Annotated in this window: 22 protein-coding genes; 14 read left to right on the forward strand and 8 right to left on the reverse strand. The window is 68.3% G+C overall.

All coding sequences use genetic code 11. The features are described from left to right. Nucleotides 1–306: 306 nt before the first annotated feature. The 8 genes from pstB to J9315_RS02920 all read right to left on the reverse strand — a co-directional run bounded on the left by pstB (nucleotide 307) and on the right by J9315_RS02920 (nucleotide 9,821). Nucleotides 307–1,086: a phosphate ABC transporter ATP-binding protein PstB gene (gene pstB / locus J9315_RS02885; protein WP_198499655.1), complete on the reverse strand. Its 780-nt coding sequence runs from the start codon at nucleotides 1,084–1,086 to the stop codon at nucleotides 307–309. Between the two features lie 109 nt (nucleotides 1,087–1,195). Continuing rightward, entirely contained in the window at nucleotides 1,196–2,338 is a 1,143-nt protein-coding gene (gene pstA, locus J9315_RS02890; protein WP_211978759.1) for a phosphate ABC transporter permease PstA, read from the reverse strand. Further along, a complete protein-coding gene (pstC, locus tag J9315_RS02895) occupies nucleotides 2,338–3,228 on the reverse strand; it encodes a phosphate ABC transporter permease subunit PstC (RefSeq protein ID WP_198500788.1) in 891 nt (296 codons plus the stop codon). The genes pstA and pstC overlap by 1 nt, the downstream gene beginning before the upstream one ends. A gap of 227 nt (nucleotides 3,229–3,455) precedes the next feature. Next, on the reverse strand, nucleotides 3,456–4,559 hold the full coding sequence (pstS, locus tag J9315_RS02900) for a phosphate ABC transporter substrate-binding protein PstS (RefSeq protein ID WP_198499653.1): 1,104 nt from the start codon (nucleotides 4,557–4,559) through the stop codon (nucleotides 3,456–3,458). A gap of 283 nt (nucleotides 4,560–4,842) precedes the next feature. Then, nucleotides 4,843–5,817, reverse strand: coding sequence for an NUDIX hydrolase (locus J9315_RS02905; protein WP_211978760.1), 975 nt, complete (start codon nucleotides 5,815–5,817; stop codon nucleotides 4,843–4,845). Then, the gene (locus J9315_RS02910; protein ID WP_211978761.1) at nucleotides 5,814–7,958 is read right to left on the reverse strand and encodes an RNA degradosome polyphosphate kinase; all 2,145 of its coding nucleotides are present in this window, start codon (nucleotides 7,956–7,958) and stop codon (nucleotides 5,814–5,816) included. The genes J9315_RS02905 and J9315_RS02910 overlap by 4 nt, the downstream gene beginning before the upstream one ends. Beyond that, nucleotides 7,951–8,994 (reverse strand): mycothiol synthase, encoded by a 1,044-nt coding sequence (gene mshD, locus J9315_RS02915; RefSeq protein ID WP_211978762.1) that lies wholly within the window; start codon nucleotides 8,992–8,994, stop codon nucleotides 7,951–7,953. The genes J9315_RS02910 and mshD overlap by 8 nt, the downstream gene beginning before the upstream one ends. Further along, nucleotides 8,991–9,821, reverse strand: a complete 831-nt coding sequence (locus J9315_RS02920; RefSeq protein ID WP_211978763.1) for a winged-helix domain-containing protein — start codon at nucleotides 9,819–9,821, stop codon at nucleotides 8,991–8,993. Before J9315_RS02920 ends, mshD begins: the two co-directional genes overlap by 4 nt. A 192-nt stretch (nucleotides 9,822–10,013) precedes the next feature. Here J9315_RS02920 and J9315_RS02925 point away from each other — a divergent pair, with 192 nt between their 5' ends. The 14 genes from J9315_RS02925 to J9315_RS02990 all read left to right on the forward strand — a co-directional run bounded on the left by J9315_RS02925 (nucleotide 10,014) and on the right by J9315_RS02990 (nucleotide 25,566). Continuing rightward, nucleotides 10,014–10,817, forward strand: coding sequence for an ammonia permease (locus J9315_RS02925; RefSeq protein WP_232623703.1), 804 nt, complete (start codon nucleotides 10,014–10,016; stop codon nucleotides 10,815–10,817). A 201-nt stretch (nucleotides 10,818–11,018) separates the two neighbouring features. Next, nucleotides 11,019–11,618: an FABP family protein gene (locus J9315_RS02930; protein WP_198499649.1), complete on the forward strand. Its 600-nt coding sequence runs from the start codon at nucleotides 11,019–11,021 to the stop codon at nucleotides 11,616–11,618. A gap of 1 nt (nucleotide 11,619) precedes the next feature. Continuing rightward, complete coding sequence (locus J9315_RS02935; protein ID WP_211978764.1) at nucleotides 11,620–12,795, forward strand: folate-binding protein YgfZ; 1,176 nt, start codon at nucleotides 11,620–11,622, stop codon at nucleotides 12,793–12,795. A gap of 221 nt (nucleotides 12,796–13,016) precedes the next feature. Further along, nucleotides 13,017–14,381 (forward strand): 4-aminobutyrate--2-oxoglutarate transaminase, encoded by a 1,365-nt coding sequence (gene gabT, locus J9315_RS02940; protein ID WP_211978765.1) that lies wholly within the window; start codon nucleotides 13,017–13,019, stop codon nucleotides 14,379–14,381. Nucleotides 14,382–14,553: 172 nt separating this feature from the next. Next, nucleotides 14,554–16,074: a hypothetical protein gene (locus J9315_RS02945; RefSeq protein WP_211978766.1), complete on the forward strand. Its 1,521-nt coding sequence runs from the start codon at nucleotides 14,554–14,556 to the stop codon at nucleotides 16,072–16,074. Between the two features lie 56 nt (nucleotides 16,075–16,130). Continuing rightward, nucleotides 16,131–16,838: a response regulator transcription factor gene (locus tag J9315_RS02950; protein ID WP_211978767.1), complete on the forward strand. Its 708-nt coding sequence runs from the start codon at nucleotides 16,131–16,133 to the stop codon at nucleotides 16,836–16,838. A 148-nt stretch (nucleotides 16,839–16,986) separates the two neighbouring features. After that, nucleotides 16,987–17,208 carry a hypothetical protein gene (locus tag J9315_RS02955; protein WP_211978768.1) on the forward strand — a complete coding sequence of 74 codons (222 nt, stop codon included), beginning with the start codon at nucleotides 16,987–16,989 and terminating at the stop codon, nucleotides 17,206–17,208. After that, nucleotides 17,171–17,581 carry a hypothetical protein gene (locus J9315_RS02960; protein ID WP_211978769.1) on the forward strand — a complete coding sequence of 137 codons (411 nt, stop codon included), beginning with the start codon at nucleotides 17,171–17,173 and terminating at the stop codon, nucleotides 17,579–17,581. The genes J9315_RS02955 and J9315_RS02960 overlap by 38 nt, the downstream gene beginning before the upstream one ends. A 128-nt stretch (nucleotides 17,582–17,709) precedes the next feature. Then, nucleotides 17,710–19,185, forward strand: a complete 1,476-nt coding sequence (locus J9315_RS02965; RefSeq protein WP_211978770.1) for a diaminopimelate decarboxylase — start codon at nucleotides 17,710–17,712, stop codon at nucleotides 19,183–19,185. Between the two features lie 105 nt (nucleotides 19,186–19,290). Continuing rightward, nucleotides 19,291–20,499, forward strand: coding sequence for an ROK family protein (locus J9315_RS02970; RefSeq protein WP_211978771.1), 1,209 nt, complete (start codon nucleotides 19,291–19,293; stop codon nucleotides 20,497–20,499). Between the two features lie 190 nt (nucleotides 20,500–20,689). Further along, nucleotides 20,690–21,892 (forward strand): extracellular solute-binding protein, encoded by a 1,203-nt coding sequence (locus J9315_RS02975; protein WP_249121005.1) that lies wholly within the window; start codon nucleotides 20,690–20,692, stop codon nucleotides 21,890–21,892. Between the two features lie 25 nt (nucleotides 21,893–21,917). Continuing rightward, nucleotides 21,918–22,823: a sugar ABC transporter permease gene (locus J9315_RS02980; protein ID WP_211978773.1), complete on the forward strand. Its 906-nt coding sequence runs from the start codon at nucleotides 21,918–21,920 to the stop codon at nucleotides 22,821–22,823. After that, the gene (locus tag J9315_RS02985) at nucleotides 22,823–23,734 is read left to right on the forward strand and encodes a carbohydrate ABC transporter permease (RefSeq protein ID WP_211978774.1); all 912 of its coding nucleotides are present in this window, start codon (nucleotides 22,823–22,825) and stop codon (nucleotides 23,732–23,734) included. Before J9315_RS02980 ends, J9315_RS02985 begins: the two co-directional genes overlap by 1 nt. 131 nt (nucleotides 23,735–23,865) lie before the next feature. Then, nucleotides 23,866–25,566 (forward strand): glycoside hydrolase family 13 protein, encoded by a 1,701-nt coding sequence (locus tag J9315_RS02990; RefSeq protein ID WP_211978775.1) that lies wholly within the window; start codon nucleotides 23,866–23,868, stop codon nucleotides 25,564–25,566. Nucleotides 25,567–25,576: the final 10 nt, after the last annotated feature.

A 25,576-nucleotide genomic window follows, 5' to 3' on the forward strand; every position in this document is an offset into this window, starting at 1 on the left:
TCCCCGAGGTGGATCCCGCTCGATTCTGCGCGCGATATCGAGCGGGATCCACCTCAGGAACGTCGCTGCGCCGCCCGCGGACCCGGCCCCCGCCTCGGCCCCGGTGACGCCGGCGCCGAGACCGCCACTTGTCGCCGAGACCGACGGTTCTGGCCGGCGGTCTCAATGACAAGTGGCGGTCTCGGCGGAGGGGAGCGGCTCAGTCCACTGTCGAGGAAGCCTCCGGTTCCCACGGCGGCATGGCAGATGCGAAGAGCCGGACCGGGCACGATGCCCGATCCGGCTCTCTCACTCGGCGGTGCAGGATCATCCGAAGCGACCGGAGATGTAGTTCTCGGTCTCTTCCTTGTCCGGGTTGGAGAAGATCGTCGAGGTGTCGTTGAACTCGATGAGCTTGCCGGGCTTGCCGGTGCCGGCGATGTTGAAGAACGCCGTCTTGTCCGACACGCGCGCGGCCTGCTGCATGTTGTGGGTGACGATGACGACTGTGTACTTGTCCTTGAGGTCGTTGATGAGGTCCTCGATCGCCAGCGTCGAGATCGGGTCGAGGGCCGAGCAGGGCTCGTCCATGAGGAGGACCTCGGGCTCGACGGCGATCGCGCGGGCGATGCACAGACGCTGCTGCTGGCCGCCGGAGAGTCCCGAGCCGGGCAGGTTGAGACGGTCCTTGACCTCGTTCCACAGGTTCGCGCCCTTGAGCGCGCGTTCGGTGAGATCGTCGGCGTCGGTCTTCGACATGCGCTTGTTGTTGAGGCGCACCCCGGCGAGCACGTTCTCCTTGATGCTCATCGTCGGGAACGGGTTGGCCCGCTGGAAGACCATGCCGACCTCGCGGCGGACGTTGACCGGGTCGACGCCGGCGCCGTAGATGTTGTTGCCGTCCATGAGGACCTCACCCTTGACGCTGGCGCCGGGGATGACCTCGTGCATGCGGTTGAGCGTGCGCAGCACGGTCGACTTGCCGCAGCCGGAGGGGCCGATGAACGCGGTCACCGACCGCGGTTTGATGTGCATGGAGACATCGTCGACGGCCTGGAAGTCGCCGTAGTAGATGTCGAGATCCTTGATGTCGATCTGCTTGGACATGTGGTGTCACCTCTCTGGAGACGTGTGAAGCGTGAAGCGTGTGGTGCGGGGATCCGCGCCGAGGCGGCCGGCGCCTGACATCGCCCGCCGGGGCTGCGTGTCGGTCAGTTCATCGGCCGGCCTTGGGGGCGAGGACCTTGGCGATGAAGCGGGCCAGCAGGTTGAGGAGCATGACGAGGATGACGAGGACGAGGGCCGCGGCCCACGCGCGCTCGGAGCTCGCCAGCGCCGCGTCACCCGGGGACACGGGTCGCAGCTGCGAATCATAGATGTAGGTCGGCAGCGTCGACATCCAGCCGGAGAAGAGGTTCCAGTTGAGCGTCTTCGCGAATCCGGCGGTGACCATGATCGGGGCGGTCTCGCCGATGACGCGGGCGATCGCGATCGTCACACCGGAGAGGATGCCGGAGACCGAGGTCGGGAGGACGACCTTGACGATCGTCTTCCACTTCGGCACGCCGAGAGCGTACGAGGCCTCACGGAGGTCCATCGGCACCAGGCGGAGGATCTCCTCGGTGTTGCGCACGACGATCGGGATCATCAGCACCGACAGCGCCACCGAGGCGGTGAAGCCCGTCTTCGCGCTGCCTGTCGCATCCGGCATGACGAGCCCGAGGATCGTCGAGAAGAGCGCGAAGGCGAAGAGACCGGCGACGATCGACGGGATGCCCGTCATCACGTCGACGAGGAAGGTGATGGCCTTGCCGAGGCGGTTCTTGCCCGCGTACTCGACGAGGTAGATCGCGGTGAGCACACCGATCGGGATGGAGATCACGCAGGCGGCGAACGTGATGAGCACGGTGCCGACGATCGCGTGGTAGAAGCCGCCGGCCAGGGAGGCCTCACCGGCGACGTACTGCTGGTCGAGCACGCCCTTCATGCCGAGCATCGTGCGGGTGAGCAGATCGACGTTGATCGCCGCTCCGCCCTTCGAAACGGTCAGCCACAGCAGCGACACGAGGGGCACGCACGCGAGGACGAAGGTCGAGGTGACGATCGTCGTGGCGACGCGGTCGACGGCTTTGCGCCGACCCTCGTAGGCGCCGGAGATGATGAGCACCGCGGCGAGGTTGATGACGCCGGCGATGATCGCGGCGATGGCGACGGAGAAGCCGCCGGTCGCCACGACGGTGATGCCGATGCCGACGATGATCGAGGCCGCCGCGATGATCCAGGGGGTCGCCTTGGGCAGCTGCTTCGACGTCAGCGAACGGGTCTTGGTTGTCGCATTGTCCGAGGTCGTCAACATCATCAACTGCCCTTCACGGAAGTCTTGGCAACGATTGCGCGGGCCGCCATGTTCACCAGCAGGGTGATGACGAAGAGGACGAGGCCGATCGAGATGAGCTCGGACAGGCGCAGTCCTGCGGCCTCAGGGAAGTTCTGCGCGATCTCCGAGGCGATGGTCTGGTTGCCGCTGACGAGCAGCGACGCGGTGAGCAGGCCGGGGGATAGGATCATCGCGACGGCCATCGTCTCACCGAGGGCGCGGCCGAGTCCGAGCATCGTCGCCGAGGCGATGCCCGACTTGCCGAACGGCAGCACTGCCATGCGGATCATCTCCCAGCGGGTGGCGCCGAGCGCGAGCGCCGCCTCCTCCTGCAGGCGCGGGGTCTGGAGGAAGATCTCGCGGGTCAGCGAGGTGATGATCGGCAGGATCATGATCGAGAGAACGAGGGAGGCGGTGAGCAGCGTGCGACCGGTGCTCGAGATCGCGCCGTCGGCGCCGGGGGCGAAGATCGGGATCCACCCGAACCACGTTGCGAGCCACCCGTAGAAGCCGGTGAGGTTGCCGGCGAGCGTGAGGCCCCAGAGGCCGTAGACGACCGAGGGGATGGCGGCGAGCAGGTCGATGACGTAGCCGAGGGCCGGGGCGAGCCGGCGCGGAGCCATGTGCGTCGTGAAGAGCGCGATGCCGAGCGCGAACGGGGTCGCGACGACGAGGGCGATCGCCGAGGACACGAGCGTGCCGATGACGAGCGGCCACACATAGGCGAAGAAGCCGTTGCCGCCGGTGATCGCGCTCGGATCGGTGAGCTGGGCCTCGATCGTTTCGCTCGACTGCGCGAGGAGGAAGAGGGCGACGCCGGCCAGGGTGAGAAGGATCAGGATGCCGGCGGCGAGCGTCGCGCCGGAGAAGATGCGGTCGCCGGGCCGGACAACGGCCTTGGGCGCCCTGGCCGGGGCCGCCTGGGCGCTCGGCTGAGGCGCGCCGGCCGGGTCTGCCTCAGTGGTCTGTGTGCTGGTCGGCACAGCTGCTCCTCATGTCGCAGGTGGGGATCCGCAGCGGATCGTGGGCACCGAAGAGCGGCGTAGCGGGAGCTACGCCGCTCTTCGACTGTACAGAATGGCAGGTCAAAGCGTCAGTTTCAGCCGGAGACCTGGATGGTGTCGAGGACGGAGTTGATCTGGTCGCGGAGGTCGCTCGAGATCGGAGCGGAACCGGCCGACTCAGCAGCCGAGGCCTGTCCCTCTTCCGAGACGACGTACTGCTCCCACGCCTTGACCATGTCGACGGTGTTCTGGTCCGAGTAGGACGAGCACACGATGTGGTAGGAGACGAGGACGATCGGGTAGGCGCCCGACTCGGTGGTGTCGCGAGCGAGGTCGAAGGCGAGGTCGCCCTCACCACGGCCCGAGACCGTCTCCGAGGCGTCGAGGACCTTCGAGGCGGCCTCCGGGGAGAGCTCGACGAATTCCTCGCCGACCTTGACCTTCGCCGAGGTGAGCGAACCGACGGCCGAGGCGTCGGCGTAGCCGATCGCACCGTTGGTGTCGGTCACGGTCTGGACGACGCCGTCGGTGCCCTGGGCGGCTTCGCCGCCGTAGGCGCCGGGCCAGTTGCCGTCGGGATCCTCGTCCCAGACGTCACCGGCGGTCGCCTTGAGGTACTCGGTGAAGTTCTCCGTGGTGCCCGAGTCGTCGGCGCGGTGCACGGCGGTGATGTTGAGGTCGGGCAGGGTCGCATCCGGGTTGTCGGCGGCGATGGCCTCGTCGTTCCAGTTCGTGATGTCGCCCTTGAAGATGCCGGCGATCGTGGCGGGCGAGAGGTTGAGCGAGTCGACGCCCTCGACGTTGAACGCCACGGCGATCGGGGAGATGTAGACGGGGAACTCGAAGGCTCCGTCGGGGCCGCAGACTTCCTGCGTCTGGGCGATCTCTTCGTCGTCGAGGTAGGCGTCGGAACCGGCGAACTGCGCGTTGCCGGCGAGGAACTGCTCGCGGCCGGCACCCGAGCCGTCGGGCGAGTAGTTGACCGTGACGCCGGAGTTCTGGGAGGTGAAGTCGGCTGTCCACGCATCCATCGCCGCCTTCTGCGAGGAGGCGCCGATGCCGGTGAGAGTGCCCTGCAGGTCGCTTTCGCCGCCGCCGCTGGCGGATTCGCCGGTGGCGGAGGTTCCGCCACACGCCGAGAGGGTGAGAGCGCCGACTGCGAGGAATGCAGCGGAGGGGGCAAGATGCTTCAGCTTCACGAAGTTGCCTTTCTGATTGAGCACACGTTTTCGAGCGATCCCGAACGTTCACCGACAACGCTAAGGATGATGTGTAAAGCGAGGGGAGTGGCTCAGTGAATGGAAGGTGAATGGGAGCTGAAGCATTGGAGCCGTGCTGAGTGCTCGGTCACATGCGGGCGGGGATTCGTGAAAGACTCGACGCCGAGGCTGCTGTGCCCAGGCCTCGACCGTGCCGTATCCGGTGCTGCTTCGTCCCGTGAGACCGCGGCAGCAGGACCCGCGGTCGCACCCGGCGTCGCGCTCACGCGTCGATGGGGCGGAAGCGCTCGACGTCGACGATGCGCGGGACCGTGCCGGGCCGGACATAGGCGACGAGGATCTCACCGGGTTTGAGGTAGGGATCGTCGGTCGGCAGGGTCTGGGCGATGCGCTTGGGGGAGTGCCGGGCGAAGACCTCGAGGATCGTCGGCAGCACGGGTCGATGCGTGCAGAACGCCGTCGGCCGGCCCTTCTCGAGCAGCTTCTCGATGTAGCGCGCCGTCTTCTCCGGGTTCGCGGCGGTCGCCTTCTCGCTCAGCGTCGCGACCTTCTTGATCGACTTGCCGGTCGCCGCGGAGAACGGGGCGAGGGTCGCCACGCACCGCTTCCACGGACTCGAGACGAGCTTCTTCACCTCCCACGCCGCGAGCAGACCGGTCAGGGCCATCGCCTGCCGGGTGCCGAGGGCGAGCAGGGGGCGGACGTGCTCGGTCTCGTACCACTTCGCCCGCGGGAACGCCTTGCCGTGGCGGACGAGGATGAGCGGCCACGCCCGCAGCGCGTCCGTCTCGTCGTACTTCTCGAGGGCGTCGAGCTGGTCGCGGTCGGCATACGACGTCAGCTTCGTGCGGGCCAGCGCGATCGGCAGCCATACGGCCTCATCGACCTCTCGGCGGTTGAGCGGCGCGAACGTCGCCTCGCCCTTGACCTGGGCCGACCAGTAGAAGACCTTCTTGAGGTTGCGCCCGCCGACCATGTACTCGGCCGTCGGGAGCGGGACCCCGAGCTGGATCTCGAAGCCCGTCTCCTCCCTGACCTCGCGGATCGCGGCCTCCGGCAGCGTCTCCCCGGGTTCGACCTTGCCCTTGGGCCACGACCAGTCGTTGTACCGGGGCCGGTGGATGAGGGCGACCTCGATGCCCGCGGCGCCGTTGCGCCAGCACACCGCGCCGGCGGCGAGGATGTCGGCGGTGACCCGCGATGATGCCTGCGCGGAATCGACCGTCGAAGGGCTCACGCGTCCTCTCCGATCAGACGGCGCTTGCGGTGCCGGCGGATGAGCTCCGTCTGGTAGTCGGTGAGCTCCGCGCCGTCGGGTGCGTGCGTCGTCCGCGTCCACACGCCGTCCCCGGCGAGTTCGAACGCCGAGGTGGTCGGGGCGAACGCGAGGTCGAAGAGCTCGATGATCTCCGCCTTGTGGTTCGGGGCGACGAGCTCGATGAGGGTCTCGACGCGGCGGTCGAGGTTGCGGTGCATCATGTCCGCCGAGCCGATGTAGACGATCGGGTCGCCGCCGTTGCCGAAGACGAACGCGCGGGAGTGCTCGAGGAAGCGGCCGAGCACGGAGCGGACGGTGATGTTCTCACTCAGCCCCGGGATGCCCGGGCGCAGGGCGCAGATCCCGCGAACGAAGACCTCGACCTCCACCCCGGCCGCCGAGGCGCGGTAGAGGGCGTCGATGATCGCCTCGTCGACGATCGAATTCACCTTGATCCGCACGCTGCCGGCACCACCCGCCTCGGCGATCCTGATCTCTGACTCGATGAGCTCGATGAGACCGGCGCGCACCCGGGTGGGGGCGACGAGGAGACGGGAGTACTCGGCCCGCGGGGCGTAGCCGGAGAGCTGGTTGAACAGCTTCGTGAGATCGTCGGCGACGGCCTTGTCCTTCGTCAGCAGCCCGAAGTCCTCGTAGAGGCGCGCGGTCTTCGGGTGGTAGTTGCCGGTTCCGACGTGGCAGTAGCGGGCCAGCCCCTCGGCCTCCTGCCGGACGACGAGGGAGAGCTTCGCGTGGGTTTTCAGCCCGACGATGCCGTAGACGACGTGGACGCCGGCGCGTTCGAGCTTGCGGGCCCACGTGATGTTGGCCTCCTCGTCGAACCTGGCCTTGATCTCGACGACGGCGAGGACCTGGATGCCCGACTGGGCGGCGTCGACGAGGGCGTCGATGATCGGCGAGTCGCCGGAGGTGCGGTAGAGCGTCTGCTTGATCGCGAGGACGTTCTTGTCCGCGGCCGCCTGCTCGAGGAACGCCTGGACGCTCGTGGAGAACGAGTCGTACGGGTGGTGGAGGAGGATGTCCCGGCTCGACACGGCGGCGAACACGTCGACCTGGTCGCTCGATTCGCGCAGCGAGAGGTCCTTGTTCATCTGCGGGACCATCTTCGGGAAGTGGAGGTCGTCGCGCGGGACATCGGCGATGTCGGCCATGCCGGAGAGGTCGAGCGGGGTGGGCAGCTGGTAGATCTCGGACTCGTCGATGCCGAGTTCGTCCTTGAGCATCTCCCGCACCCGGGGGTGGATGTCCTCGGTGATCTCGACGCGCACCGCCGGACCGAAGCGACGGCGCAGCAGCTCCTTCTCGAGGGCCTTGAGGAGGTTCTCCGCGTCGTCCTCCTCGACCTCGAGGTCCTCGTTGCGGGTGACGCGGAACGTCGAGTGGTGGATGACCTCCATGCCCTCGAACAGGGCGTCGAGGTGGGCGGCGATGATGTCCTCGAGCGCGACGAAGCGGGCGGGGACGTCGCGTCCGGCGGGTCGGTCGGTCACCTCGGCGACATTGAAGAACCGGGGCAGACGCGGGGGCACCTTGACCCGGGCGAAGAGCTCCTTGCCGGAGTCCGGGTAGCGCAGCAGCACGCCGAGGTTGAGCGAGAGTCCCGAGATGTAGGGGAACGGGTGCGCGGGGTCGACGGCGAGCGGGGTGAGGACGGGGTAGACGTGTCCGGCGAAGAACTCGTCGACGCGGGCGCGCTCGGATTCGGTGAGCTCGTCCATCGAGACCTTCGTGATCGCCTCGGCGTCGAGGAGCGGGCCGATCTCGTTCTTCAGCAGCTCCGCGTGCCGGGACATGAGCTCATGCGCCCGGATGTTGATCGCGTGCATGACCTGCTGGGGCATGCGTCCGGTGACCGTGGGCACGGCGAGGCCGGTGTTGATGCGGCGCTTGAGCCCGGCGACGCGGACCATGAAGAACTCGTCGAGGTTCGTCGCGAAGATCGAGAGGAAGCGCACGCGTTCGAGCAGGGGCACCTCGGGGTCGGAGGCGAGGTCGAGGACGCGTTCGTTGAAGGCGAGCCAGCTCAGCTCCCGGTCGAGGAAGCGGTCCTCGGGGGAGGGCAGGTCGAGTTCCTGCCCGGCGGCGATGACGTCATACATCCAACTGCTCCTGGGTGCTCTGAGCCGGTGTGGCCGGCGCATACGACACATGCGCCACCGCGACGTGGAATCCCAGCCGCTCGTACAAGCCTAGCGCCGGGGCGTTGTCCGATTCGACGTAGAGCTCGATCGCGGTCGCCCCCGCCGCGACCATCCGCCGCATGCCCTCGACCGTGAGCGCCCGGCCCACGCCCTTGGCATGGACGCCCGGGTCGACTCCGACGACGTAGACCTCGCCGAGGCGGTCGCCCGCTTCCGTGTCCGTGAGCTTCGTCTCATGGAAGCCGATGACGGTGTCGGTGCCGTCGACGGTGCCGGTGGCGATGACCACGGTTGCGGGATCGAAGCCGTCAGCGCCGACGATCGACGCGATGTCCTCAAGCGTCTGGTGGCCCTGCTCGGGGTGCCAGTCGAAGGCGGCGTTGTTGACCCGCAGCCATCCGGCTTCGTCGCTCGGGGCGAACGAGCGGATCGTCACGCCCGCCGGCGGCGCGGCCGCGGGAAGAGCGTCGAGCGTGAGGTCGGGGTCGGTGCGCATCTGATAGAGCACCCGGTCGCGGCTGAGGCCTTGCCGGGCGGCGAGGTGCCGGGCGGCCGGGTCGTCGCCGTGCGACCAGCACCAGGCGCTCGGCTCCTCGGCGAGGATCGCGGTGAGCAGGGCCTCGCCGTGGCCGCGACCGCGGTGGTCGGGGTCGATGAGGAACTCCGCGGCGTGCCTCTCTCCCTGCCGGGCCCGGATGCCGAAGCCGATGAGCGGGGCGGCTGAGGCGTCGGTGGCTGCGTTGTCGGTTGCGCCGGTGGTCGCTGCGCCGGTGGACGCTGCGTCGGTGGTCGCCGCGTCGTCGTAGACGCGCCACACGCTCGAAGCGGTCTGCGCGTCATGGGCGGTGTCCTCACCGGTGGCGATCGCGAGCAGCCCGCCGGAGATCTCCGCGGCCCCGTCGTGGGCGGTCACGCGATCGAGGAAGGACAGCTCCGCCTCGGTGACGGTGTCGATCGGGGTGCCGGTGACGGCTCCGCTCGCGACGATTCTCATGCACTCATCTCCGTGTCTCTCGATGGGGTCTCTGCTGCCGGCTCGGGGTCCGCGGTCTCGTCCTCCTCGGCGCCGGCGTCGGGGCTGAAGCGGTAGCCGACGTTGCGGACGGTGTGGATCGCGTTCTCGAGGTCCTTGCCGAGCTTCGCCCGCAGCCGGCGGACGTGGACGTCGACGGTGCGGGTGCCCCCGTAGTAGTCGTCGCCCCAGACGCCGAGGAGGATCTCGTCGCGGGTGAACACGCGCTCGGGGTGCATCGCGAAGAACTTGAGCAGGGAGAACTCGCGGTAGGTGAGGTCGAGCGGACGACCGCCGAGGTCGGCGGTGAACGAGGTCTCGTCGATGCGCAGCGCGCCGCTGACGACGACCATCGGCTCGCCGTTCTCGTTCCAGCCGCTCGCCGCGCCCGCCCCGTTCGCCCCGGACCCGCCGGTGCCGAGCTCGGCCCCGGAGCGGATCGCGCCCGGGACGCCCACGGTGCCGGCGCGGTCACGGGCCAGCCGCAGCCGGGCCTCCACCTCGGCGGGGCCGGCCGTGGAGAGGAGGATGTCGGTGACGGCCCACCGCGCCGATGCCGTGGCCAGCCCGCCTTCGCTGAGGACGACGATGATCGGCAGGCGCAGGCCCGCGGCCTCGAGCGCCGTGGCGATCCGCGGGGCCAGCGAGAGGTCGAGGCACGCGTCGACGAGGGCCACCTCGGCGTCGGTCGTCGTCGCGGCCAGCATGTCGAGGCCGATGCGCTCGACGTGATGGCCGAGGTATTCGAGGGACTGCGGAACGAGTGGCGTCGCGGGTTCCAGGGCGGGGCAGATGTGCAGGATCCTCATGCTCTGCCTGCCCCCTGTGGTCTTCCGTGTTCGGCTTGAGGGAGAGTATATCGAGCGTGCTCAGCCGGGTGCGAGGCGTCCCGTCATTCGGCGGTCGGCGGCGCTGCGCGCGGCCGGCGACGACGGCGGACAGATGGCGGCCGAGCGGTGCGGGAATCGTCGCACGCCGGACCGATAGGGCACGATAGATGAGTGATCAGATGGATACGAGTAGCAGTCGCGCTTGCCCTCGCCGTCGCCCTGAGCGGGTCGGTGTACTGGGGCTACACGCTCTTCCTGCTCGCGACGGGACTCATCGTCCTCGGCGTCTCCTACGGCTGGCCGCGGCTCACGGACTCCCCGCAGCCGCGCGCGACCTCGATCATGCTCGCCCTCTTCGGCTTCGCGGGTCTCTTCGCCGCATGGCGTGACGACTCCGCCCCCTACCTCGACTGGCTGCCGGTGCTCGCCGGCCTCGGACTGCTGTGGACCTTCGTCCAGAACCTCACCCGCGGCATGGGCGCCTCGGACGCCGTGGCGAACGTGTCGGCGCAGGTCGCCGGCGTCGTCATCGTCCTCTCGGCGAGCACGTGGGTGGCGGCGGCGACGGTGCCCGGTGACAAGCAGGTCATCGTCGTCGGCCTCGCCGCCCTCATCATCGCCGAATGCATGACCGCGCTGCCGTGGCCGGCGATCTACACCTCGCCGCTCGCGGTGGCGATGGCGACGGCGAGTGCGGGGATCGTGTCCGTGCTCGTCCTCGATTCGACGATCGGGCTGCCGATCGCCCTCGTCCTCGGTGCCGTCATGGGACTCCTCGTCGCCGGTGTCGACCGGATGCTCGGACTCATCGCGTACGCGAGGTATCAGGCGACGAACCTCGAGCTCGCGCAGAACCTCGCGGCCAAGCGCAACGTCGAGAAGGCCCGCAGCTTCGCCGTCCAGCTCGCCCTCGGCGCCACCCCCATCGCCCTCGGCGGTGTCGTCGTCTACGCCCTCGAGCGCATCGCGCTCTAACCACCATCCTTGCTGGGTCACCTGCCAGGAAAGAGCGGTTGGCTGAGCTCAGGGACGGGACTGTAGACTCGACGACATGGAAGAAAACCTCGTGCTTCTCGAAATCGTCTTCTCCGGACTCGTCGGCGTTGCCGCGCTCGGCGCCCTCGGCGTCGCCTACAAGGTCGTCAAGTCCCTCATCGTCGTGAATCGCTGAGACACATGATCGAGATCGACGCCTCCGTCAACCCGGAACTCGTTCCCCTCTCGTGGCTCATCGGCTCGTGGGAAGGCGTCGGCGTCGTCGGATACGCCGACACCCCTGAGAAGCAGTTCGGCCAGCGCATCGAGTTCGTCGCGCACCCGGGAACCCCGTACCTCCAGTACACCGCGCATGCGTGGTTGCTCACCGAGGAGGGCGAGCTCGACGCGACGCTCACCCTGGAGACCGGCATCTGGCAGCTCGTGCGCCCCCGCGACAACGGCGACGTCGGACCGGGCATGCTCGTGCCCACCGAGGAGCCGAGCTTCACCTCGGCGGCGGCCGTCGAGACCCTGCGGACGAACGACGACGCCTTCGAGATCGAAGCCGAGATCGTCCACCCGCACGGTGTCATGGAGCTCTACGCCGGCTACGTCAAGGGCCCGCGCATCGACCTCTCCACCGACGTCGTCGCGCGGACGAAGACTGCGAAGGAGTACACCGCCTCGACGCGGATGTACGGACTCGTCGGCGGCGAACTCATGTGGGCGTGGGACATGGCCGCCCTCGGCCACGAACTCGCCACCCACTCCTCGGCGAGGCTGAAGAAGCTCAGCTGAGATGACCGGGAACCCGACTCCGGACCCAGACACCGCGACACCCCCGCGTCCTTCCTCGCTGCCGCGCGGACTGAACTCGGCCGCGGTCCTCGGCACCGGTGATCTGGCGCAGACCCCGATGCACTACGGTGAGCCGCTGCGCGAGCAGCGGGCGCTCGCCGAACGCGGCGCGATCGTCGACCTCGCCCACGTCCGCGTCCTTTGCCTCACCGGTGCCGACCGGCTCACCTGGCTCAACTCGATCACGACGCAGAAGCTCGACACGCTGGCCCCGGGGATCGCGACCGAGACTCTCGTCCTCGACCCCAACGGGCGCATCGAGGGCTGGCTCAAGCTCATCGACGACGGCGAGGCGCTGTGGGCGCTCAGCGACCTGCGCACCGACGAGACCCTCGACTTCCTCCGCCGCATGGTCTTCATGATGCGCGTGACGATCGAGGACGTCAGCGCCGACTACCAGGCCATCGGCGCGATCCGCGCTCTGCCCGAGGCCCTGCCCTTGACGCAGGTCTGGGCCGATCCGTGGCCGCACATCGGCACCGGATCCGCCTCCTACGCCGAGGTCGACCTCGGACTCGATGTCGCCGGCAGTGAGCATCCCGGTCTCGAGACCCCCTTCGTCATCGGCATCGTCGCCCGCGCGGAGCTGGCGACCACCTCGGCGAGCGAGTTCCGGATGGCCGGATTCGACTCCTGGGAGGCCCTGCGCGTGGCCGCGTGGCGGCCGGGACGCAGCGAGATCGACCACAAGTCGCTCGTCGGCGAGCTCGACCTGCTCCGCACCTCCGTCCACCTCGCGAAGGGCTGCTACCGCGGTCAGGAGGCGGTGGCCCGGGTCCACAACCTCGGACAGCCGCCTCGGCGCCTCGTCTTCGTCCACCTCGACGGATCGGGCCACATCCATCCCGACCCCGGCGCCGAGGTGATGAGCACCGTGCGCGGCACGCAGCGTCCCGTCGGGGAGCTGACCTCGGTGGCGCAGCACTACGAGCTCGGGCCGATCGGCCTCGCCGTCGTCAAGCGCACCGTCGCCGCCGACGCCCCGCTCACCGTCGACCTCGGCGAGGGCGGGATCGTCACCGGGGCACAGGAGATCATCGTCGCCCCCGAACGCGGACACGAACGCAGCCTGCCGGGGCGCAACAAGGATGTCGACATGCGGAATCAGCACCGCTGAGCCGGCAGGTCACGTGAGGGCACGCGCGAGCGCGCCCGCCGACCGCCTCGGCGCGGGGATCAACCGTGCTCAGAGGACGTGCCGGTGACCCCGGAATGACGTCGGTCGCGGCAGAGGCGTGACGACGGATTCCGCACCTCTCCGGGCCCCTGATTGCGGGTTCTGCTCACCTGCCGGACTCGGAATGACAAGAACCGTCGCCACACTCTATTGTTCCCGTTATGACAGCTTTGGAAATTGGCGGCGAAGCTCTGCCGCAGGAACGCAAGATCGTCACCGAGATCCCGGGACCGAAGTCCCGTGAGATCGAGGCCCGGCGATCGACCGCCGTCGCGACCGGCGTCGGATCGAGCCTTCCGGCCTACGTGGTCGCCGCAGGCGGAGGAATCCTCAAGGACGTCGACGGCAATCAGCTCATCGACCTGGGATCCGGCATCGCCGTGACCACCGCGGGCAACGCGAACCCCCGCGTCGTCAAGGCCGCGACCGAACAGCTCGAGGCGTTCACGCACACGTGCTTCATGGTCAACCCCTACGAGAGCTACGTCGAGGTCGCCGAGGCGCTCAACCGTCTCACCCCCGGTGACCACGAGAAGCGCACCGTGCTCCTCAACTCCGGCGCCGAGGCGGTCGAGAACGCCGTGAAGATCGCCCGCGCGCACACGAACCGTGACGCGGTCGTCGTCTTCGACCACGCGTACCACGGTCGCACCAACCTCACGATGGCGATGACCGCGAAGGCTCATCCCTACAAGGCCGGGTTCGGCCCGTTCGCCGGTGAAGTCTACCGCGCGCCCATGTCATACCCCTTCCGCGACAACGATGCCGCCGGCACGAAGGTCAGCGGCGAAGAGGCGGCCAAGCGCGTGATGACGATGATCGACAAGCAGATCGGCGCGGAGAACGTCGCCGCGATCGTCATCGAGCCCATCCAGGGCGAGGGCGGCTTCATCGTCCCGGCCGAGGGCTTCCTCCCGACGCTCGTCGAATACGCGCGGGAGAACGGCATCGTCTTCGTCGCCGACGAGGTCCAGGCCGGCTTCGCCCGCACCGGCAAGATGTTCGCCAGCGAGTGGGAGGAGATCGTCCCCGATCTCATCACCACCGCGAAGGGCATCGCCGGCGGTCTGCCGCTCTCGGCGGTCACCGGTCGGGCAGAGATCATGGACTCGGTCGGTCCCGGCCGCCTCGGCGGCACGTACGGCGGCAACCCCACCGCGTGTGCGGCTGCCCTCGGCGCGATCGAGGCGTACGAGAACGACGGTCTCCTCGAGCGGGCGACGGAGATCGGCGAGATCATCACCGACCGCCTCGTCAAGCTCCAGGACAAGTACCCGGAGATCGGCGACATCCGCGGCCGCGGTGCGATGGTCGCCGCCGAGTTCGTCAAGCGCGATTCGATCGACCCGAACCCCGAACTCGTCAAGGACCTCGCGGCCTACGCGGCGAAGAACGGCGTCCTCGTCCTCACGACGGGCACCTTCGGCAACGTCCTGCGGTTCCTGCCGCCGCTGACGATCTCCGACGAGCTGCTGAACGATGCGTTCGACGTCCTCGAGGCGGGACTCGCCGAACTCCTCGGCTGACACCTGTTCGGCGGCGGTGGTGAACGCCGCGTCGCCGCTCCTGTCACGACCCTGCTCACCCGGACTCCCCGCGGAGGCCTCATCGGCCCGCAGTGGGGAGATCAGGCCGGTGTGAGCAGGGTCGTGTGCGCTCTTCCTGCGAATTCGCCGCAAATGTAGGACACTTATAGTCATGGGTGCGACGACAGACGAGCGGCCGGAGGGCCGCTGGGCGCGCGTGTGGGGATTCCTGCGCGGCCCCCGCTTCGTCGATCTGCCGATTCGCGCCCTCGCCCTCATCATGGGCCTCACGGTCCTCGTGCCCGGGTCCTTCGAGACCGACGAACCGCTCTACGTCGGCCTGCTCATCGCCGCGTATGCGCTGCTCATCGTCACGCCGTTCGCGCCGCGGACGGTGGCGCTCATCGCCACGGCGGCCGGCATCGGCTACCTGTGGCTCTACCCCGACCTCGAGAACATGTTCCCCGAGGCGCTCATCCTCTCCGCTGGCGTCCTGCTCAGCTATTTCCGCTGGTGGTCGTTCGCGGCCGCGACGGTCGGCCTGCTCGCCTACATCGGGGTCGCGACTCAGCTCGGCGCCTACGACGAGGGACTGCCGGGACTCATCGACCTCGGCTACGAGTGGCTGATGACCTCGGTGCTCGGCCTCGCGGCCGGGGTCATCGAACTGCGCTTCCGGCGCGAGATCACGCGGCGCGAGACGGCGGCGCGCGAGCACGCGCGCACCGTGGAGGCGCTGCGCACCCGCTTCACCTCCGACACCCACGACACGATCTCCCACTCCCTGTCCACCGAGGCGGCGATCATCAAGTCCCTCGGCCGGGCCCCGCAGGCCCCGGGCACGGATCGGATGATCGCCGAGCTCGCGATGGTCAACGCGGAGGCCTCGAAGCGCCTGCGCCAGCTCATCGGTCGCCTGCAGACGGATGCTCCCGACACCTCGCGGATCGAGCTGCAGGCCGAGGCCTACCTCCTCACCTCGGCGATCAGGGACGGCAGCGCAGCCGGCGGGGTGCGGTTGGCGACGACGGTCGGTGACCTCCCCGCCCACGCCTCCCGCGAGGTCGGCGAGCATTTCACGGCCTTCATCCTCGAACTCGCGACGAACGTCATCCGCTACTCGACGCCCGGCACGGAGTCCCGCCTCGATGTCGCCGCGCTGCGCAGTGCGACCGACCGCGTCGACCTCCACTACCGCAGCATCAACAGTGCCGAGGCGGATCTCACCGTCGTGCCGCGTTCGCTGCAGGTGCGCGCGCGGGCCCTCGGCGGGGACTGCACGGTGGCGACGGCCCCCGATGGTCGGGTCGTCGTCGAGGTGGTCCATCCGGTGCGGCTGAGCGAATGCGGCGCCGAGGCGGCTGCCGGTGACCGCGGTGCCGGTGACCGTGGTGCCGGTGAGCGCGGAGCCGCCGAATGCGTGAGTGAGGATTTCGCTGAGGTGGCACGTGTCGACGGTGCCGGGCAGCGTGGTGGTTCCGGGCAGCGCGGCGGTTCTGGTGGGCTGGCGGACGTTCGCATCGCTGCCGACGACCGTGCGCTTTCCAGCCGCGGTGAGTCCGGTGTCCGTTCGCCTGAGCATTCGGCGACCGGGGCGCTCTCGATGTCGGGTGCCTCCGGCAGCGACGAGCTGCGCCTGCGCTCGGAGCCCGCGCACGGGGAACGGCAGCACAGCGGAAGCCGTCGCGGATGACGTCGCGCGTGAGCGGGACCGGCACGTCGCGCATGAGCGGGACCGGCACGTCGCGCATGAGCGGAACCGGCCCGGAGGCGGGGGAGCCGGCACCGCGCGTTCCCGCACATCCCGGCCCCGCCTCGGTGCTCATCGTCGATGATGACCGGTGGACGACGCGGGCGATCGCCGCGGCGCTCAGCGACGACGGGACGCTCACGGTGCTCGACCCCCGGCATTCGGGGGAGGACGCGGTCGAGGCTTTCATCCGGTTCCGTCCCGACCTCGTGCTCATGGACGTCAACATGCCGCCGGGGATGAGCGGGGTCGACGCGACCGCGCAGATCATCGAGGTCGAGCCGAGCGCGCGGATCGTCCTCCTCACGACGGTCTCCCCGGGGCCGGGGATCGCGCGCGCCCTCGAGGCCGGTGCCCTGGCCGCGGTGAACAAGACGGCCTCGGACGCGGAGCTCGTCGGCGTCGTCAAGGCCGCGCTCGGCGGGGATTCGCCGGCGCTGCTGCGCTCACTCGCCGCGGACATCGTGCTCAGCGGCGATCCGCTGCCCGAAGCCCCCGAGGCGGCACCCGTCCTCACCGACAAGGAGCTCATCCTCCTGCGGCAGCTGTGTGCGGGCATGGACTACGGCGAGATCGCCGAGGCGCAGTTCGTGTCGCTCCACACCGTGAAGTCGCATGCGCGGAATCTGCGGATCAAGCTCGGTGCGAAGAACCTCGCGCAGGTCGTCGTCCGCGCGATCCAGTTCAAGTTCTACTCGCCGGAGTGAGGCGAGGGCACGGAAGCTCACTTGAAGCTCACCCGGCGATTTCATCCTTTTAGGCGATGACAGGCTCGCCCGAGCCGGGCACAGTGGGGGAGGCCGCGCAGACGTGCGGTCATCGCATCCGCCGATCGTGCGGTGGAAGGAGCAATCTGTGGAATTGTCGTTGCCGGCGGACCTGCTGGGAATCCTCATGATCCTCGTCGCGGTGGTGTCCGCGGTTCTCATCATCGCGCTCATGATCGTCGGCCTGCGCGTGCTCGTCAAAGTCGATCGCCGCCTCGGCCGGCAGCTGCCGCATGACGCAGCGCCGGCGAGCGGCACTGTGGCGGCGCCTGATGATCGCCTTCTCACCGGTGGCGGCCATCGCGCGTAGACGACTCGTCCGCGGCATCGCCATCGCGGTCGGCAGCGGTCTCGCCGCCCTCATCGTCGGTGCCTTCGTCTGCGGGAGGGTGATCTCCTCGTTCACGGTCCAGGACGTCGTCTTCGACAATGTGCCCTCGAAGGTCCACTGCGACGAGGTGCCGAGCCGCCGGGCCGCCGAACGGGCGGCAGCGGAGTTCCCCGCTATCGACGATGCCGACGTCCACGTGGTCGATCGGTGCGGCGGCGCGATCATCGAAGTCCAGTACGGCGGCGCGACGACACGCGAGCGCATCGAGGATTTCCTCGATGAGGCCGGGCGCTGGGACCGCGAGTCAGGCTGGTGGTGGGAGTCCGTGCCCGTCCAGCTGCGCAACGTCTGAGGCGACGACTGAGACGAGGAGCCGGGGGCGCGTGCCGGCGCGTCCGGAGCGGATGCCATGATGGTCTCGGAGGCCCGGCACCGAACTCTGTGCCGGATCCGGACGACGACGTGACCGTGAAGGACCCCATGGACAGCCCGCACCGCGACACCGCCACCCTGACCGAGCGCCGCAGCCGTGCCATCGCGACGATCGCAGCGAACTCGTCGACCGAGCCGCCTGCTCGCGGCGACGTCCCGGCGCTCACCGACGACAGTCCCGTGCTCGGCCTCATCGACCTCGACGAGGTGGCCGCCGCGTTCGCGCAGCTGACCGCGGCGTTCGAGCATCCTGCGACGGCAACCACCGACCCCACCGCGACATCAGACACGGAGTCGGGCACGACGGCCCCCACCGCGACCTCGGACACCACTGTCCTCCACGCCGTCGCCTGCAAGGCCGTGCCCCTGCTGCCGCTGCTCCGGTTCTTCGCCGAGGCGGGAGCCGGCTGCGAGGTCGCGAGCCCCGGCGAACTCGAACTCGCCCTGTCCGCCGGGTTCCGGCCCGAGACGATCGTCTTCGACTCGCCCGCGAAGACGATGAGCGAGCTGCGCCGCGCGCTCGCCCTCGGCATCTCCGTCAACGCCGACAGCTGGGAGGAGCTCGCCCGACTCGACGAACTCGTCGACGGTCGCACCGCCTCGGTGATCGGGGTGAGGATCAACCCGCAGTCCGGGGTCGGTGCGATCGGCGCGATGAGCACGGCGACGCAGACGTCGAAGTTCGGCATCGGGATCGCCGACCCGGGCGCCCGCGACGCCCTCATCGAGGCCTACCTCGCCCGCCCGTGGCTGACCCAGGTCCACGTCCATTCGGGGTCGCAGGGCATCACCCTCGACCAGGCGGCAGCGGGGATCGCCGCGGCCGTCGACCTCGCCCGCGAGGTCAACACGAGGGCGGGTGCTCGCCAGGTCACCCGCATCGACATCGGCGGCGGCCTGCCGGTCAACTTCACCAGCGACGAGGTGACCCCGACCTTCGCGGCCTACCGCGAGGTCCTCGACGCCGTCGTCCCCGCCCTTGTCGAGTTCGACATCGTCACCGAGTTCGGCCGCTCACTGCTCGCGAAGGCCGGCACGATCCTCACCCGCGTCGAAACCGCGAAGACGACCGGTGGGCGGCACATCGCGATGACCCACGCGGGCGTGCAGGTCGCCACCCGCACCGCCTACGCTCCTGCGGACTGGCCGCTGCGGATCCTTCCGTTCGCCGCCGACGGCGCCCCCAAGCGCGCCGAGGCGGTCCCCACCGACGTCGCAGGACCGGCGTGCTTCGCCGGTGACCTCCTCGCCGAGAACCGCGAGCTGCCCCGCCTCGACGTCGGCGATCTCGTCGCCGTGCCGGACACCGGCGCGTACTACTTCGCGAATCCGTTCTCCTACAACCTCCTGCCGCGCGTGCCCGTGTACGGCTATCGCATGGTGGCGACTACGCGCGGAGTCCCCGGTTCCGCGGAGTCGGAGAACCGCCTCGGTGCTGGGGTCGAGTTCTCGCTCATCCGGCGCGGGCAGACGATCGCGGAGATCCTCGCCGAGGCGGGGGAGCCGGAGATCTCGCCGCTCTGATCCGGTCGCTTGCGAACTCTGCACCCGCGCAGCGCAGGAACAGCAGTCGGCAGAAGCGGCCATCACTCGGCTCCGCGTCGCCCCGTCACCGGATACTCTGAGGTGATGGTGACGACGGAGAGAGGACAGCCGCTGGGGCATCGGCCCATATCAGCGGCGGACGGCCCGCGCCACACCGTGCGCGAGTGGAATGAGCGGCTCGTGCTCGACCGGCTCTGGGCCGGTGATCCGCTCGAGGGGATGTCGACGAACGATCTCATCTCTCAGACCGGACTCACGCGAGCCACAGTCCTCGCGCAGTGCGAGGATCTGCAGCGCCGCGGACTCATCGTCCAGGGGCCGCCCGACCGGCAGAGCGGCAGCGGTCGCCCCGGCAAGCGCTTCTTTCCCCGAGCGCGCGATGCCCTCTGTGTCGGTGTCGACGCGGGACTGAATTCCGTATCCGCGGCAGTCGCCGATGTCACCGGTCGTCGCCTGGGCGGAGCCCGCATCCGCTTTGCCGATGATGCGAGCCGGAGTCGCGCTGCGCAGGTGCGCACCGCCATCGATCGGGCGATCACAGGGGCGGAGGCAGACCATGAGCAGGTGCGGACCATCTGCTTCGGATTCGCCGCGCCCATCGCCGCCGAGGGGTCGATGGCGATGGAGGACCCGTTCTGGCGGGAAGTGGAAGTGGACCTGCAGGAGGTGCTGCACGACCTCGACTGGGCAGTCTCGGTCCACAACGATGCCAACCTCGCGGCCATCGCCGAACGCCATGCGGGCGCCGTCGACCCCGCGGGGGACTTCGTCATGCTCTTGGCCGGAGAGCGGTTCGGAGCGGGAATCGTCGACGGCGGACACCTTCTCACCGGTGCACGCGGCGGAGCCGGAGAGATGGTCTACCTCGAGCACGTCGAAGGTGTGCGTTCGACCGAGGGGCTGGGCCGACTCGCCCGGAAGTGGGCAGAGCAGGAGAACGCCAGGGGAGTGGATGAGGCACCGCTGCCCTTGGACCCCCACGAACTCATCGCGCAGGCCGCAGCGGGGAGACCGGCGGCGCTGCGGTTGGTCGATGACCTGTCGGATCGTTTGGCGCGGGTCGTGGCGACCCTGTCGAGCCTGCTCAACCCGCAGGTCGTGGTCGTCAGCGGGGCCACGGCGCTTGAGGACGAGATCCTTCTGCGCCGCGCAGAGGAGATGGTGGCCGACTACGCGCCGATGCCGGTGAGGATCGTTCCCTCGAAGCTGGGCGGCGATGCCGTGGTCGACGGAGCCATCGCCGCCGCACTCGAAGCTGTCCGCGACCTGCTGCGGGCTCGCCTCTCGGACTGACGAATGCACAGCCCCGGGCACAGGTCGCTTGATTTAATTAATTTAGGAGGTATATTTAAGCGCTATAGAAACAGCTTGAAGCATTCGCGCTTGACCATCAGGAGACAACGACGTGTCCCGATCACCGGCAGACTCTCAACCGTTCGTCGCAACGCGACGGGGGTTCCTCGCCGCCGCTGCGGCCGGAACCATGCTGTCCCTCGGCGGCTGCTCCGAAGGTGTGAGCGGTCGGCCCACCGTCACGCTGTACCAGTCGAAGCCCGAGGCCATCCCCTATTTCCGCGAACTCGTCGCTGCCTTCAACGCCGAGGGCACCGGGCTCCGCGCAGTTCATGACACCGCATCCAATCTGTCGGGAGGCTTCGCCCGCAGTGCCCCGCCCGATCTCGGCTGCCTCAATTACAACTTCGAGATGGCGCGCTTCCAGGAGCGCGGCGCGCTCTCCGACCTCTCGGATCTGCCAGAGGCAGCGGCCGTCGCGCCCGAGATCCAGGGGCTGGTCGATCAGTATCCCGGCTATCCCGGGCGAACCAGTGTCATCCCCTACTCCCTGATGGCGGCCTCCGTTCTCTACAATCGCGAGCTGTTCGACCGGTGCGGGGTCGAAGTGCCCCGGACCTGGACCGAGCTGCTGGAAGCGTGCGGGACATTCCAGGATGCAGGGGTGACGCCTCTCATCAGCACTTACGCCGACGCGTGGACCGTGTCGCAGGGACTCGCCGATTACAGCTTGGGCGGCGGACTGAACATCGCCGATTTCGTTGCGCAGCTGCGGGCACAGGGAGACGACCTCGGTCCGACGGCCCCGGTGTCCTTCAGCAAGGACTTCCACGGTCCGCTGTCGAAGATGCTCGAGCTCGCCGCCTACTCGAACCGGAACGCGGCGAGTCTGGGCTACGGAGACGGCAACCTCGCCTTCGCCCGAGGCGAGGGCGCGATGTATCTGCACGGCCCGTGGGCACTCGGCGAGATCGCCAAGACGAATGCCGACCTCGACATCGGGACCTTCCCGCTGCCGATGACCGAGGACGCGGACGATCTCAGGGTGCGCGTCAACATCGACCTCGCACTCTGGATTCCCGAGGCCGCGCGCAATCCCGATGGAGCCCGCGAGCTGGCAGCCTTTCTGCTCGACCCCGCGATACAGGACACGTACAACGCCGAGAACCTCGGTTTCGGAGTGCGCGCCGGGGCGCCGCCTGTCACCGACGAGCGACTCGTTGAGATGCAGTCATACGTCGACCGCGGGGCCTTCTACCAGGGGGCGTCCACGGCCATTCCCCGCACGATTCCGTTCGAGAACTACATGCAGGGCCTCGTGCTCGGGGCCGATCTCGAAGGAGTTCTCTCCACCCTCGACGACGACTGGGCCAGATTGGCCCGCCGGTCATGAACCGAACTCAACGATGAGGAGAACGATGACCACAGAGAGCCGGGCCGGCAACCGCCACCATGTTCGGCGCCGCAGACGGGGCGCCGAGGCCGTCCATGTCCTCTTTCTGCTGCCTGCGGTGCTCGCCTTCACCCTGGCACTCACTGTTCCAGCGGTGATGGGCGTCTTCTTCAGCTTCACCGACTCGATCGGGTTCGGGGAGTGGAACTTCGTCGGTCTCACCAATTACGCGGTTCTCTTCAGCGATCCTGCCATCCTCGGCGCATATGGCTTCACGATCGGCGTCGCGGTGGTCACCGTGATTCTCGTCAACGTCATCGCTCTGCTTCTCGCCATCGGTCTGACGTCGCGAATCCGCGCCAAGAACGCGCTTCGAGCAGTGTTCGTCCTGCCGATGGTGCTGTCAGGGATCATCATCGCGTTCGTCTTCAACTTCCTCTTCTCACGCACGGTGCCCGCCGCGGCAGCGGCCGGGGGACTCGGATTCCTCGAAGAGAGCATCCTCTCCGATCCCGATCTCGCATGGATCTCGATCGTCATCGTCACGGCGTGGCAGGCCGTCCCCTCCGCCATGCTCATCTACATCGCCGGACTCGTCTCCATCCCCGCGGAGGTGTACGAAGCAGCGGCGCTCGACGGAGCGACGTCGTGGTCCCGGCTGCGCTCCATCACCCTGCCCCTGATGGCCGGGTACATCGCCATCAACGTGGTGATCGGGTTCAAGAACTTCCTCAATTCTTACGACGTCATCGTCGGCCTCACCGACGGCGGACCGGGCACGTCAACCCGGTCGGTGGCGATGATGATCTTCCGCGGCTTCGACAACGGCGATTACGCCTACCAGATGGCGAACTCAGTGATCTTCTTCCTCATCGCACTCGGCATCGCCCTCATCCAACTGCGGCTCTCCCGCGGAAAGGCCGGCTCCTGATGTCCGCAACACCCACTGTGCTCCCCGACTCCACTGTCCGAACCTCACCGCGCAGTCTCGACGCCGACCGCACCAAGGCGGGAACACGACGCCGGCGGCGTCGGGGAGTCGGTCTCACCGTGCTGCTCGCAGCATGCTCGCTGACAGTCCTGGTTCCGCTCTACGTCACCGTCTCGATGGCGTTGAAGTCGGGTTCCCAAGCTGTCGATGGTCAGGCGTTCGCACTGCCTGCTCCTCCGAGTCTCGAGGGCATCGTCGAGGCGTGGTCGCTGACGAACTTCCCTCGAGCCTTCGCAATCTCCGTGTTCGTGACGACCGTCTCCGTCGTCGGAACCATCCTTCTCAGCTCCATGGCCGCCTACGCGATCTCACGGAACTGGCATCGCAGACTGTTCCGCTGGTCCTTCTTCTACCTCCTGGCCGCGATGTTCCTGCCGTTCCCGGTCCTCGCGCTGTCGCAGGTGAAGCTGACCGGCATGGTCGGCCTGGCGAATCCACTCGGAGTGGCCGTCCTCCACATCCTGTTCCAGCTGTCGTTCTCCGTCATGCTCTACACCGCGTTCCTGCGCAGCCTTCCGGAAGAGCTCGAGGAGAGTGCGCGGATCGACGGTGCGTCGACCACTCAGGTCTTCTGGCGGATCGTCTTCCCGCTTCTCGCGCCGATGAGCGCGACGGTCGGCATCTTCTCCTTCCTCGCCTCCTGGAACGACTTCATGATGCCCTCGCTCATCATCGCCGATCCGAGTCTGCAGACCCTCCCCGTCGTGCAGTCGATCTTCCAGACTCAGTTCAGCAACAACTACCACATCGCCTTCTCGTCGTATCTCATGGCGATGGCGCCGGCGGTCATCGTCTACCTCTTCACGCAGCGTTGGGTGATGTCCGGAGTGACCCAGGGAGCGGTGAAGTGATCAGACACGGACCTCCCAACCGTGCGCCCCCGTCCAGGAGCTCTCGGCCCCGATGCTCCACCGCGGAGCCGTTCCCGGTCACAGCCCGCCTCAGATCCCGTCACCGGTACGAACAGGACAGGAATACCACAATGCTCCAGACCTCAGAATCGCGTTCGCGCTCGACCGCGCTCCTCCACGACCACGATTGGTGGCGTCAGGCCGCCGTCTACCAGATCTACCCGCGCAGCTTCGCCGACTCCGACGCGAACGGCATCGGCGATCTCGCCGGAATCATCGAGAAGGTGCCCTATCTCAGCGCTCTGGGCATCGACGCCGTCTGGCTCAGCCCGTTCTACCCGTCCGCGCTCGCAGACGGCGGCTATGATGTCGACGACTACCGCGATGTGGACCCGCGACTCGGCACACTCGCCGAATTCGACGCCCTGACCGCAGCACTGCACGACGTCGGAATCCGCATCATCGTCGACATCGTGCCCAACCATACGTCGGACAGGCACGAATGGTTCCGGGCAGCGCTCGCCGCAGGCAAGGGCTCCCCGGAACGAGGACGCTACCTCTTCAGAGACGGACGCGGGGAGCGAGGGGAACTGCCCCCGTCGGACTGGACATCGATCTTCGGCGGCTCCGCCTGGGAACCGGTGGGGGACGGCCAGTGGTATCTCCACAACTTCGCCCCCGAACAGCCCGACCTCGACTGGAACAACCCGGACGTGCGTGCAGACTTCCTCGCCACTCTGCGCTTCTGGGCCGACCGCGGAGTCGACGGCTTCCGCGTGGATGTCGCCCACGGTCTGGCGAAGGACCTTCCCCCGGAGGGAGAGCCTCTGCCGACTCAGGCCGAACTCGACGCCCTGCCTCACGACGGACAGCATCCGCTCTGGGACCGAGACGACGTTCACGACATCTATGCGGAATGGAGGCGGCTCTTCCGCAGCTATGATCCGCCCCTGATCGGAGTCGCGGAGGCGTGGGTGGATCCCGATCGCCGGGCTCGCTACGCCGGCGAGGACGGATTGGGGCAGGCCTTCAGCTTCGATCTGCTGCGCGCCGACTTCGACCCCCGGGTCTTCCGAAGCGTCATCACGTCGAACCTCGAACTGGCGGCCGCCTCGGGATCATCGACCACGTGGGTGTTCTCCAACCACGATGTCGTCCGTCACGCCACGCGCTACGGACTGCCGGTCTCCGGAGACAGTGAGCGCATGGGGCGGGAATGGCTGCTCTCCGGGGGAACCGCGCCCGAACTCGACGCTGCTCTGGGTCTGCGCCGGGCTCGCGCGGCCACGCTGCTGCAGCTCGCCCTGCCAGGTTCGGCCTATCTGTACCAAGGCGAGGAACTCGGGCTGCACGAGGTGCCGGACATCCCCGAGGCCGCACGGCAGGATCCGACGTTCTTCCGCAGCCGCGGCGTGGAGCTCGGTCGCGACGGCTGTCGAGTGCCTTTGCCGTGGACATCAGAAGGACCGGCATTCGGCTTCGGAGACGCAGCGCCGCATCTGCCGCAACCTGACTGGTTCGCCGAGTACTCTGCCGAGCGCGAGGAGGGCGACCCGTCGTCGACTCTGCGGCTGTATCGCCGTGCGCTGCGACTGCGCAGCGAGCTGAGATCGGGCGAGCAGCTGGAGTGGCTCGAACTCGGAGACGAGGTCGTCGGATTCCGGCGGCCGGGCGGCTGGGTCAGTGTGACGAATTTCGGCCCGCAATCGGTGCCGCTGCCGGACGGTGACATCCTGCTCTCGAGCGAGGAGCTGCCTGGCGACGGTACTCTCCCCGGCGCTGCGACCGTATGGCTGCGAGATCCCGACACCAGTGAGAACACGAAAGGATGAAGGGCGCACG

This window comes from Brevibacterium sp. W7.2, from assembly GCF_018137945.1.
Classification (GTDB): Bacteria; Actinomycetota; Actinomycetes; order Actinomycetales; family Brevibacteriaceae; genus Brevibacterium; species Brevibacterium sanguinis.

What these genes read in the sequence shown, in the direction of transcription:
- pstB (WP_198499655.1), bottom strand. Translation starts at nt 1,086, where the DNA reads ATGTCCAAGCAGATCGACATCAAGGATCTCGACATCTACTACGGCGAC.
- pstA (WP_211978759.1), bottom strand. Translation starts at nt 2,338, where the DNA reads ATGATGTTGACGACCTCGGACAATGCGACAACCAAGACCCGTTCGCTG.
- J9315_RS02910 (WP_211978761.1), bottom strand. Translation starts at nt 7,958, where the DNA reads ATGTATGACGTCATCGCCGCCGGGCAGGAACTCGACCTGCCCTCCCCC.
- mshD (WP_211978762.1), bottom strand. Translation starts at nt 8,994, where the DNA reads ATGAGAATCGTCGCGAGCGGAGCCGTCACCGGCACCCCGATCGACACC.
- J9315_RS02920 (WP_211978763.1), bottom strand. Translation starts at nt 9,821, where the DNA reads ATGAGGATCCTGCACATCTGCCCCGCCCTGGAACCCGCGACGCCACTC.
- J9315_RS02930 (WP_198499649.1), top strand. Translation starts at nt 11,019, where the DNA reads ATGATCGAGATCGACGCCTCCGTCAACCCGGAACTCGTTCCCCTCTCG.
- J9315_RS02935 (WP_211978764.1), top strand. Translation starts at nt 11,620, where the DNA reads ATGACCGGGAACCCGACTCCGGACCCAGACACCGCGACACCCCCGCGT.
- gabT (WP_211978765.1), top strand. Translation starts at nt 13,017, where the DNA reads ATGACAGCTTTGGAAATTGGCGGCGAAGCTCTGCCGCAGGAACGCAAG.
- J9315_RS02945 (WP_211978766.1), top strand. Translation starts at nt 14,554, where the DNA reads ATGGGTGCGACGACAGACGAGCGGCCGGAGGGCCGCTGGGCGCGCGTG.
- J9315_RS02950 (WP_211978767.1), top strand. Translation starts at nt 16,131, where the DNA reads ATGAGCGGAACCGGCCCGGAGGCGGGGGAGCCGGCACCGCGCGTTCCC.
- J9315_RS02960 (WP_211978769.1), top strand. Translation starts at nt 17,171, where the DNA reads ATGATCGCCTTCTCACCGGTGGCGGCCATCGCGCGTAGACGACTCGTC.
- J9315_RS02965 (WP_211978770.1), top strand. Translation starts at nt 17,710, where the DNA reads ATGGACAGCCCGCACCGCGACACCGCCACCCTGACCGAGCGCCGCAGC.
- J9315_RS02970 (WP_211978771.1), top strand. Translation starts at nt 19,291, where the DNA reads ATGGTGACGACGGAGAGAGGACAGCCGCTGGGGCATCGGCCCATATCA.
- J9315_RS02975 (WP_249121005.1), top strand. Translation starts at nt 20,690, where the DNA reads ATGCTGTCCCTCGGCGGCTGCTCCGAAGGTGTGAGCGGTCGGCCCACC.
- J9315_RS02980 (WP_211978773.1), top strand. Translation starts at nt 21,918, where the DNA reads ATGACCACAGAGAGCCGGGCCGGCAACCGCCACCATGTTCGGCGCCGC.
- J9315_RS02985 (WP_211978774.1), top strand. Translation starts at nt 22,823, where the DNA reads ATGTCCGCAACACCCACTGTGCTCCCCGACTCCACTGTCCGAACCTCA.
- J9315_RS02990 (WP_211978775.1), top strand. Translation starts at nt 23,866, where the DNA reads ATGCTCCAGACCTCAGAATCGCGTTCGCGCTCGACCGCGCTCCTCCAC.